9 protein-coding genes are annotated in these 11,244 nt (G+C 54.0%); all 9 read left to right on the top strand.

All coding sequences use genetic code 11. From position 1 onward, the window contains the following. Nucleotides 1-192 precede the first annotated feature (192 nt). The gene (locus NTU47_00045; protein ID MCX6132171.1) at nucleotides 193-843 is read left to right on the top strand and encodes an HAD-IA family hydrolase; all 651 of its coding nucleotides are present in this window, start codon (nucleotides 193-195) and stop codon (nucleotides 841-843) included. Nucleotides 844-1,154: 311 nt separating this feature from the next. Further along, a complete protein-coding gene (locus NTU47_00040; GenBank protein ID MCX6132170.1) occupies nucleotides 1,155-3,533 on the top strand; it encodes a family 78 glycoside hydrolase catalytic domain in 2,379 nt (792 codons plus the stop codon). 506 nt (nucleotides 3,534-4,039) lie between these two features. Then, nucleotides 4,040-4,645, top strand: a complete 606-nt coding sequence (locus tag NTU47_00035) for a hypothetical protein (GenBank protein ID MCX6132169.1) — start codon at nucleotides 4,040-4,042, stop codon at nucleotides 4,643-4,645. Between the two features lie 146 nt (nucleotides 4,646-4,791). Then, a complete protein-coding gene (locus NTU47_00030) occupies nucleotides 4,792-5,673 on the top strand; it encodes a type II CAAX endopeptidase family protein (protein MCX6132168.1) in 882 nt (293 codons plus the stop codon). Nucleotides 5,674-5,936: 263 nt separating this feature from the next. Then, nucleotides 5,937-7,295: a transglutaminase-like domain-containing protein gene (locus NTU47_00025; protein ID MCX6132167.1), complete on the top strand. Its 1,359-nt coding sequence runs from the start codon at nucleotides 5,937-5,939 to the stop codon at nucleotides 7,293-7,295. A gap of 490 nt (nucleotides 7,296-7,785) precedes the next feature. Then, entirely contained in the window at nucleotides 7,786-8,193 is a 408-nt protein-coding gene (locus NTU47_00020; protein ID MCX6132166.1) for a DUF1761 domain-containing protein, read from the top strand. Nucleotides 8,194-8,244: 51 nt separating this feature from the next. Then, nucleotides 8,245-8,892, top strand: coding sequence for a DUF6064 family protein (locus NTU47_00015; GenBank protein ID MCX6132165.1), 648 nt, complete (start codon nucleotides 8,245-8,247; stop codon nucleotides 8,890-8,892). A 103-nt stretch (nucleotides 8,893-8,995) separates the two neighbouring features. Continuing rightward, nucleotides 8,996-10,078, top strand: a complete 1,083-nt coding sequence (locus NTU47_00010; protein MCX6132164.1) for a hypothetical protein — start codon at nucleotides 8,996-8,998, stop codon at nucleotides 10,076-10,078. Nucleotides 10,079-10,100: 22 nt separating this feature from the next. Further along, nucleotides 10,101-11,045 carry a DUF362 domain-containing protein gene (locus tag NTU47_00005; protein MCX6132163.1) on the top strand — a complete coding sequence of 315 codons (945 nt, stop codon included), beginning with the start codon at nucleotides 10,101-10,103 and terminating at the stop codon, nucleotides 11,043-11,045. Nucleotides 11,046-11,244: the final 199 nt, after the last annotated feature.

Genomic DNA, 11,244 nt, shown 5'->3' with positions numbered 1-11,244 from the left:
CACAGTATACTGTCCCGACGTCACATCCGCAACTACGGCTTGCTTAAATGCTATACTGAAACGACGTTGTACCTTTTCCATCGCCCGGCTCCTGTTGGTAGGTAATTACTACCTGTCAACTTATTCCCGGACGAGACAACTGTTTACTCTTCACTGTTTACTATTCACCAACTTCGCTATCCCGAATTACATATGCTGCATGGTTCCACCACCAACATCATCTTCGACCTCGACGGCACGCTCGTTGACTCCAAGCGCGACATCGCCGGAGCTCAGCTCTGGGTGCTGCATCAGCTTGGTGTCGATTCGTTCAAACTTGAAGACATCTACCCGCTCATCGGCAAACCGCTGACGGAGACGTTTACGAGGCTTCTCCCTCCGGACCTGCATCACCGGATTGCCGAAGCAGCCGAGCTCTACAAGGCGCACTATCCGCCGCGTGCACTTGAAACAACGAAGCTTTTCCCGAACGTCAGGGAAACGCTCGAAGCCATCCGTGCGAAGGGAATTCGTCTTGCGACAGCCACAACGAAGCTGACTCCCGGCACACGACGGGTGCTGACGCATTTTGGCATCGACGGCCATTTCGACCAGATCCAGGGGAGCGATAACATCCCCTTCAAACCAGACCCTTATATCATCAACAAGATACTGGAAGAACAGTCGTGGGAGCGATCGGCAACCCTCATGGTCGGCGACACAGATAACGATATACACGCAGGCAAGCGCGCCGACATCGCAACCTGCGGCGTAACGTATGGCTCGCTTTCAAAGGAACAGATGCAACAGCTCGAGCCGGATTTCATCATAGATTCATTTCCAGAGTTGCTCTCTCACGTTTAATGAAAAAGAATTAGCCACGGATTACACTGATGGTACGGATTTCGACGGGTCGTTATCTGTGCAGATCCGTGTTCCTTCCGTGTGATCCGTGGCCAATCAAATCCGATGAAATAAATGAACCACGGATGACAACCCAGCTGTTGTCCGACAGTTCAACTGTCGGACATGGACCTTCTTCGACAGTTAAACTGTCGAAGAAAAAGAATTAGCCACGAATTACACTGATGGTACGGATTTCGACGGATCGTTATCTGTGCAGATCCGTGTTCTTTCCGTGTAATCCGTGGCCAATCAACGAGGACCAAACCACCATGCGATACTCTTTCTGCATTGCACTGATCTTCTGCCTCATCCACTTTTCCATTATTCCATATTCTTCATCGGCTCAACCTTTGATTTCCGCTGCTTCACACTGGATCTCCCCGTACGCCGCCGGAGCGACGAACGAGAAAACCCCCTGCCCCATACTGCGATCCACGTTCACGGTGAACGGACTGGTCAAGGGCGCCACGGTGCGTGTCATTGGACTCGGGCACTATGAGCTTTTCCTCAACGGCAAACGCGTCGGGACGTCGCTCATCAACCAGCCATGGTCGCAGTACAACAAGACGATCTACTGGCAGGAATTCGAGATCAGCAAGCTGCTCAGGAACGGAGAAAACGTCTGGGGCGTGATGCTCGGAAACTCGTTCTGGCAAGTCACGGCGGCAAACGACACCGGACGGTACGTCAAGACCGACGCCATGCCCGACTTCGCAGCCGGATATCCGTATCTCCTTTGGCTCGATGCACGGATCAAGACAAGAGACGGCAAGGAACAGGTTGTCATGAGCGATGAATCATGGAAGTGGCAAAGTGGACCGCTGACATTCTCGCACATCTACGCCGGCGAAGACTATGATGCGCGGCTTGTGCCCTCCGGCTGGAACGCTCCGGGATTCAACGATGCTTCGTGGAAACCGGTCGCGACTGTTCAACCTCCCGCAGCATCACTTGAGAAATACAACGGCCCGGCAATGCAGGCGTTCGAAGTGTTTAAGACCACGAAGGTGATGTCACCCAATCCCGGTGAATACACGTACGTCTTCCCGCAAAACAGCTCTGCACTCCTGCGCTTTACAGTCTCGGGAGCCGCTGGACAAACCATCCGTTTGAAACCGTGTGAGTTTATGGACTCCACCGGACATGTGAAATTCACCTACACGTGGGGAACAGGCAAAGACATCTGGCACGATTACACGACGGCCGGAGGCAAGAACGAGTCGCATCAGATTCTTTTCTGTTATGTTGGATGCCAGTATGTGGGTGTCACCGGAGCCGTGCCGGAGGGCGATCCGAATCCACAGAAACTCCCTGTCATAAAAAAGATGGAATTGGTTCATGTCCGCACCGCGAACCCGCTCGTCGGCACATTCACATGCTCGAGCGAAATGCAGAACCGCGCGGAGCACATGATCGACTGGTCGATCCGGTCGAACATGAGCTACGTTGCAACTGATTGTCCGCACCGCGAAAAAAACGGCTGGCAGGAGGAGAACTGGCACATGGGCCGGGCGATGAGCTACCGGTTCAATGTCGAGAACTGGTTTACGAAAATCGCGCGCGATCTCAAGGACACACAACTTCCGGATGGGCACGTGCCGACCAACTGTCCGAACTACCTCGTCGCCATACCTCCGCACGGATACTGGAACGAAGCTCCCGAGTGGGGAGTTTCTTCGGTGCTCGTGCCGTGGCATTTGTACGAATGGTACGGCAACACGAGCGTGCTGAAGTCGAATTTCGAAAGCATGCGCAAGTTCGTCGATTACCTGTCATCCACGGCCAAGGACGGGATCATCAACAGCAACCTGGGTGACTGGTACGATTACGGTCACGGCAAAGGAGACGGGCCGTCGCAGTGGACGCCAAACGAGCTGAGCGCGACGGCGATCTGGGCTCTCGGTGCAAAGACTGTTTCGGATGCGGCAGGTGTACTTGGAAAATTGGACGAAGCGGTGAAGTATCAAAGCCTTTTCAACCAGATAAAAAAAGATTTCCTGAGGCGATTCTACGACCCCGACACAAGAACATTCAAGAACAACGGTTCCTGTCAGGCCGGACACAGCGTTGCGCTGTGTGTCGGACTTGTTCCCGAGACCGATCGCCCGGCTGTACTGCAGGCAATTGTGAATGACCTGCAGAAACGCGATTATCAGCAGACTGTTGGCGAGGTGCTTCAGGTATTCTTCATCCGGGCATTGGCCGACGGAAACCGGAGCGATGTCCTGCACCGCGTCTATAGTAGAACGACCCAGGGGAGTTACGGATTTATGGTGAACCAGGGCTTCACATCGCTTCCCGAGAGCTGGGATGCTCGGCCGGGAACTGGAAACAGCATGAATCACTTCATGCTCGGGCACTTGATGGAATGGCACTACGCGTATCTGGCAGGTATACGACAGCAGCCCGGAAGCGTTGGGTGGAAGAAGGTGTTGATCGCTCCGACTCCGGGCTCGCTCGACAGCGTCGCGGCTTCGTTCAACTCTCCGTCGGGAATGATTAAGGTGAATTGGAAACAGGTGAACGGTTCGTTCTCGATGAACGTGACGATACCGAAAGGGATCGAAGCGATTGCCGTGCTGCCTGATGGCACGAAGAGAGATCTCCAGCGCGGCAAGACGATATTCGTAACGAAGATTCAGGAGTAATTGCAGGCAGACATCCTGGTCATCCTGAACGCAGGGGCTGTCCCACATGTAGGTCGAAATGATATTTCGACCACGTTGAGCCTTCTGAAATTATCATCATTGAAGATTTCTCGACGAAACTCAAAAGGTCGATAGTACGTTTGGGACAGCACTGCAACGAAGGATCTGGTTCGCGTACGCTCGCCTGCGTTGACAATTCAAGTGTGCAGATCCCCATCTGCCTTATGGCTCCAAAAGGCGGGTCCCGAACAATCCGGGGCAAGCAAGCTTCGGTCACCCTGAGCGCAGTGACCGCCGATAGGCGGGCACGAAGTCGAAGGGTGCTCAGAGCCCGGGACACTCTTCGACTATACTCAGACTGACGTTTTTTTGGCCGTCCCCTGTAGAAGAACATTATCTCGTCACCCTGAGCGCAGTGGCCGCCGATAGGCGGGCACGAAGTCGAAGGGTGTCGAGGCTGGTGCCGGACATCCGTCTTCTATGCAGGACAAAGCAGAGACAGTCACATGAACTACTATTTGTCAAGCACGCTTGAGATATGTCTGACAATCGTCACCCCCCTCCTCTTCCTCTACCTTAGGAGTTCCTGGCCGCAACGCAGCATCATACCGTGTATGGTGAGCATACCTGTGCTGTGGTATCCGGTCTATTCGCCGATACACGAATTGAGTCATGTTGCCGCGACGTATCTGGTTGGCGGCAAAGTCACCTCCATGAAGCTTATACCGAGCTTCTGGAACAGCGAGTTTGGACGTGCATGGATCACGACGGAAGGAGTCACGCAAAGCTGGCAGCAACTCATCACGACAGGCGCTCCCTACATGCTGGATTTGGCTTGTCTTGTGACCGGTATGCTCCTCTTGCGGCGGACGTTTTCCGGGAATCCTTTCTGGGTTGGACTTGTTTTCATGCTCCTGTGTCTCCGGCCTGCATTCGACTTCGTATGCGAAACAGTGGGATTCATCACTGGCGACAGAGGGGACTTCTACGCACTGCAGGGCATCATCGGAAGCAGCCCGATCTGGCTGTTCATAGTGCTCTCGCTCGGCTTATCGCTGTTGGCGATTGTGAATATCTTGCGGAGCTATGCAGGCTTTCCGAAGCTCGGCTAGAGAAATTTCGCGCAAAAGCGCCAGGAGCGCAAAGCAAAACTGCATTCTCAAGAAGAGATGGGTCGCCACCTCCGTAGTGATTCTTGTTGATCTGTCCCTTCGCGTTCGGTACGTTGAATGCAACCCTCCTCAAGAGAACTCATTGGATGAAACAAACCATGACATGGTTCACCCGAACTTGGATTATTCTCTGGAAAACCGGACTGTTCTTTGTCTTGTGGGGACTGTTGCTTGCCCCGTTCGTCATTCCGTTCGGAGCCAGGTTTGAACAGCTCCAGCAAACTTCCGCGCTTCAGTTGCGGATGTATTTGGAGGCTGCCGGCGTGTCAACGATCCTGGCTGTCGCCTGGTTCATGACGCATTTCATCGATCGAAGGTCGTTTCTGTCGCTGGGATTTTCTCCTGATCGCTGGATCCGCGATCTTCTCGCGGGGCTCGGTATCGGCGCGGCCTGGCTGACACTCTCGCTGGTGGTCATGTGGATCTCCGGTTCGCTGCAGGTTCAACGCGGAGCGGATATATCTGTATCGGTGCTCGCATGGTCAGCCGCCGGCCTGCTCCTCAATACGGTCACCCAGGAAGTGCTGGTGCGGAGTTATATTTTCCAGACCATACGATCCCAGACCAATGTCACGGCGGCCATAATCGCGTCCGCCGTTCTGTTCATGGCATATCACGCGGGAGCGTACCACGGCACATGGCTGCCGGCGTTCAACGTTTTTGCTGCCGGAATTCTGTTCGCATTGGCTTATCAGCTGACCGGTAACCTGTGGCTGCCGATAGGAATTCACTTCATCTGGAATTTCCTGATCGATCCGGTCCTGGGATTGTCAGTCAGCGGCACTACACAGCTCAAGGAGCGGTGGCAACTGGTGACTCTGCAGGGCTCCGCCTGGCTGACAGGCGGCGCATTTGGTCTTGAAGGTGGCCTCGCTGTCACGGTAACCACCTGGCTCGGCATCCTCATGCTCTTCGTCCTATTGCGAAGACAGACTGCTGCGAAGCACACTGCAAGCGGCAGATCCTGAAAGAAGCTCTGCGGCAAGCCCCCTGCTTTTCCTTTTCTGCGCCCATATCGGATTCTCAAAGAGGAAATAGCGGCTCCCTTCTCCTCTCTTTCCCCTTGATATGTCCACTCGTGTTAGCTAAGTTAGAAGAATATCACGCAAGAAAAGAATCTCACGCTAAGACGCAAAGGCGCCAAGCCATAATGGATTGATACGGAAACTTAAAGCTCTTTTCTTTGCGGCTTTGCGTGATTGCTTTGTTCTTACCCGGAAAGGTCAAATTCATGACACGACGGCAATGGCTCGTTCGCGGCTCTGCACTTCTGTTCTTCGTGTTGCTCGCGCTTAACCTGTACGTCTTTTTCACGCGCGAGTGGGAATCATCCTTCTTCCCCGCTTCGTATGCCACGCTCTACTATCCGCTCGATGTGCCGACGATACGCGATTGGAAGCTCGTTGCGCGCAACCGCGTCCAGCTGAACCTCGCCTGCACCGACAGTAACACGGAATGGAACGTCCTTACGGATGGTGGGAAGGAACAGAAAGCCACCGGGATGTCCCCTTCGTTTGTAATTGACACGACGCTTGCAGCGCTGCACACCTACAAGCTCATTCCTGTCGCACGCCCGGAGATGCTCCCCGTCGAAATCTCCATCCAATTCTACGGAGAAGAGTTCTATGGTTCGCTCGGGATGAAACACAACGACGTCTACATCGTCCGGTCCAACGTGCCGTGCGGACAGTTCGAGCAATTATCCGTCAACGACTGGGTGGATGATTACAAGTATGTCGGTGAAGCAGGGCTTGCCGAAACAGACCGCATTGTGCACAACCAGCTTGGCATTCGCGATACAGACCCAACGCTCACACGCATAGAAAAGCTCTTCCCCTACCTGCGCAAGAAACTCAAAGGCTCAGGCGGCGTGCCGAAGGACGCCGAACGATGGATGGATCCATACCGCCTGTTCGGCGAAATGGCAGCGGGGACCGGCAAAGGCTGGTGCACACAAAACGCGCAGGTCTATGTCTACTGGGCAAACAGGGCGGGAATCCCGACGCGGTTTGTCTTTGGCGCCCGCACGCAGGACGACAGGATCGTCTACACGGGCCATTCCTGGGCTGAATCGTACATCCGAGAGCAGCACCGTTGGGCGTTCGTCGATCTGTCGCAGGGACAGCTTTACGTCACCGATCGGGATGGACAGGTTTTGAACACGGCACAGATCTTCCACCTGAACCAGCTGAACGCGTTCGACAGCACGTTTGTCACCATCTATGCGGATTGGGGGTTTGAAAAGAATCCCGCCATTACGGCAAAAGACACGCTGGCGAAGGTCCCCTTCAATCTGTGCAACAAGTTCTACCGGAGCGAATTCAATCCGCAGTCGATTATCAAGTACCGACGTCCGCCGAACGTGGAGGATGTGCGGGAGATCTATGCCGGATTCTTCACGGACAGGACTTTTCTGCTGGGCAATATCGAGCGCTATCTCTTCAAACCGCAGCTGGCGTATTCCTTGTATCCGACGGAGGGGGGACACACGTACTTAGTCCGAAGGGCGCTGTTCTTTACAATGGTGGCGATCCTGATCTTGTGGATGGGGCTCGTGGTGACCGGCAGACTCAGGAAACCGAAAGTGTAGGGCTTTGTCGGGCGAAGCGATGCTTCGCCATGCGATTCACATGCTGATAAGCGTCCCAACGAGCATGGAGCCGATGGAAATAGCAGATGTCATCCTGGGCGAAGTCCTGAGCGACCCTGACGGAACCGCCGAAGGCGGTGAGTCTAAGGGGAGTAGTCGAAGGATATTCCGAGCGGTCACAGAAAGAGGAAACGTCATCCTGAGCGCAGTCCTGAGCGAGCCCCGATTCTGGGCGAGACGAAGGACGAAGTCGAAGGATCTGATTCACGTTTGCTTACTTGCATTGGATTTTCCTCATGCAGATCCTTCGGCCGCATTCGTTGATTGTCCCACTGCAAAACGCGGCCTCAGGATGACGTGCTCTTTTTGAGGTGGCCCGTTTGAAGTTCGCGAGCTCTGCTCACGATCAGCCATGTTGCATCGGGAGCAGAGCTCCCGAAGAACAGTCGAATCAATCAACACGTAGGACAACCAGAAAGCCAGGTGCAAAATGCTGCTCAACACAGCTTTGTCGAATATCAACATTGCAGCCGTTCTCGTTGCCGGATTTGCTCACATGGTCATCAGCGTGATCTGGTTCAGGCCAGAATTCTTCGGCAAGCAATGGATGGAGCTCACGAAACAAGACATGAAGCCGGCGCGCCAATGGCTTCCTGCGGGTATCGTCGGACACGTGGTGATAGCCCTGGTGTTGGCCGTGATAGTGTACCTCGCCAATGCCACGTCCATGGTTGAAGGAATCGCTGTTGGAATCCTTGTCTGGATCGGTTTCGTCGTGACACTGGAGCTGGGCGAAATGATCTGGGAGAAGAATCCATTCAGGCTCTTCATGATCCGCATTGGATGTCACCTGGTGGCATTGAGCGTCACAGGTGCCATCCTCGCCGTTTGGCGATAAACACATGAGTGCTCTTACCCTCGCTGATGTAAACCACACACGGACAATTTCATGAATCTCCCTTTCACTCCCGACCAATTTCTTTTGGTATTCGAACATTACAACAACGCTGTCTGGCCACTTCAAATCGTTTTTAACGTTCTGGGCCTGACAGCCATTATTCTCGCTGTAGAAAAGAACGTTCTCTCAGATCGCCTTATTGTCGCAATCCTTGCGTTCCTGTGGTTCTGGATTGGCATCGCCTATCACCTTTCTTTCTTTACGGCCATCAATTCTGCGGCATATGTCTTTGCCATTCTGAACGCGATTCAGGGAAGTCTCTTTCTCGTATTCGGTGCTCTGTACCGCCGTTTGTCCTTTCACTTCAGGCCAAACGTCTACGGCTTCACCGGCGCGTTGCTCCTCCTGTACGCGATGATTCTGTATCCGCTCCTCGGATATCTGTTTGGCCATGTTTATCCGAAAGCTCCGACGTTCGGATTGCCATGCCCGACGACGATCTTCACTTTCGGCCTGTTGCTGTGGACGGATCTCAAAGTCCCGAAGAACGTTCTAATCATACCGTTTCTCTGGTCGCTCATTGGATTCTCGGCCGCACTGAAGCTTGGGATACTCGAGGACACCGGACTCCTGATTGCCGGAATAGTAGGCACGGCGCTCCTTGTTCACAGGGACCGAACAAGCAGCGCCGCCGTCTAAGAAATCACGACGTACTTCCAGTTAGGTGACGGGCACTCCATGGATCCGGTCGGTTCACAGGCTACGGAAATTTGGCGATGATTATCTCTCAGCCGAGAATACGATGATTGAAGAGTATCTGAATGACCTGGAATCCAGGATCGATTCAAGGTCTGAAGATAGCCTGCTCTCGGAATGGAAGGCCTTTTGCGATGGGGCGAGTGATGCCGATATCTTCATCCCTCAACGAGATCGGAAAATCCCGCCAACGATAGACTGGCCCGACATTTCAATCAATGCAGCGTTTGAAAACTACGAATTGATGGCCCTGCATCAGCTCAAGCTGTGCTCTGATGCAATAGCAAACGGCACAGGTCAACTGCTCAATGTCCGGTGCAATTACGGAACGGGCATTCTCCCCTCCTTGTTCGAAGCGGAAATGTTCATGATGGACGATGCGCTGAACACGCTGCCGACAACCAGGCCCATGAGAGGCGGGGAGGCCGATCTCCGTTCCTTGCCGGACAAAGGAATCCCGAACCTGCACAACGGACTAGGGGCCAGGGTGTTTGAGATGGCAGACTGGTACCATTCGTGGATGAATTCGTACCCGAAAATCCGGCGGTACGTAAGTATCTACCATCCGGATTTGCAGGGGCCCATGGATGTGTGTGAACTCCTCTATGGAAGCGATCTCGTCACAGCGTTGATCGAACAACCGGTTTTTATCCATCAGCTGCTTGATTTCATCACGCAGACGTACATTGCATTCCTGAACGAATGGAACAAGCTGGTCCCGCCGGGAGACGGATATGCAACGCACTGGTCCATGATGCACAAAGGACAGATCATGTTGCGAGACGATTCTGCCATGAATCTCTCCCCCGAGATGTTCGAGGAGTTTATCCGTCCTTACGATCAGCTGCTACTCACGACATTCGGCGGCGGGGCAATCCACTTCTGCGGCAAGGGGGATCATTTTATCCCCATGCTGTCCGGGATGGAGAAGATCTACGCCATCCATATGGCACAACCCGAACATAACGACCCGGAAGTCATCTTCCGCAATACTGTCGATAAGAATATCAGAATTCTGGGCCTGAAACTGGACATTGTCAGACAGGCGAGAGAACGCGGCAGGGATTTGAAAAGGAGCGTCCACTGTACCGAAGGCGGCAGGGTCATACTCGATGCCTACAAGTCCTGATCAGCTTGAACGGGAGGTCACCATGAACAGCCAGATTGACCGTCGTGAATTCCTCCGCCGGTGCGGCGTGTCCGGAACTGGAGTGCTCATAGGATCTCTGTTGCCAGCGCCGCTTCTCGGCATGGCGCCCGGTACCCCGCCGGCAATCAGCCTCTGTGCTGTTGCAGGCGACAGGTTCTTTGATAACACGATGATCGCCGTCGAGGCACTGGGGGGCATGAAGAAGTTTGTCAGCAAGGGGGCTTCGGTCGCCCTGCTCACCAATTCTGTGTTCGAGCGGCCGGGCACCTCTGTGAACCCGGACATAGCGCTTGCGGTCGTCAAGATGTGCGTTGATGCCGGAGCCGGCAGCATTATCGCTATCGAAAATACTCCGGGTGCTTATTGGAATCGGGGTACGTTCTCGGGCAAGCTCTCGCGGGAGATCTCGTTGATCGGGCGATCCGACGGTAGAACGGACATGAAACTCGTGCGCGGAAAGGCCATGAAGGAAGTGTCGGTGTCATCAGCGTTATTGTCGGCCGATGTCTTTATCAACGTTCCGATTATCAAGGACCACAGAGGAACGAGATATACCGGGAACCTCAAGAACATGATGGGAGCATTCTCGTCGTCGACCTGCCGTCGGTGTCACATCGGCGACGGGTCCGTGGTAACAACTCTATTCCAGGGGTACTACAGCAAGCCGGAACTCCTGGCTCAATCCATTGCCGATCTTTGCCTTGTCCGGTCGCCTGACCTGTGCGTGGCAGACGTGACGGAGATCCTGGCCACCAACGGCCCATCCGGACCGGGAAAACTCAAAACCCCCATGCAGGTTGTGGCTGGCACCAACGGTGTAGCGGTGGATATGTACTGTGTGCAACACCTCGGACTGGACCATCAGGAACTTCCCGTCATCACCATGGCTCAGGACCATGCGCTGGGTCCAAAGAGCCTTCGGGAAGTGACGATACTCACCAGGTGAAATCAGGAACCGAAACGCAACAGTGAGACGTTGGACGGAAGAAAGATGCCGGGAGGTGTGTATCGTCCGGCCAGAAGTTGACAGAGTTGATTTAGTGTTCACGCTGCAAAGCGCATTTCAGGTGTCATCATTGCAAGACTCAAGTGTGGACGCTCGGTGTTGTAGATTCCGACTGCTTCCAAGACAGCTTCTCTCGCCT

It is taken from the genome of Ignavibacteriales bacterium (genome assembly GCA_026390595.1).
In the GTDB taxonomy this organism is placed as follows: domain Bacteria; phylum Bacteroidota; class Ignavibacteria; order UBA10030; family UBA10030; genus UBA9647.
The sequence above is the reverse complement of the archived record's forward strand: the minus strand, read 5'-3'. Positions and strand labels throughout refer to the sequence as shown.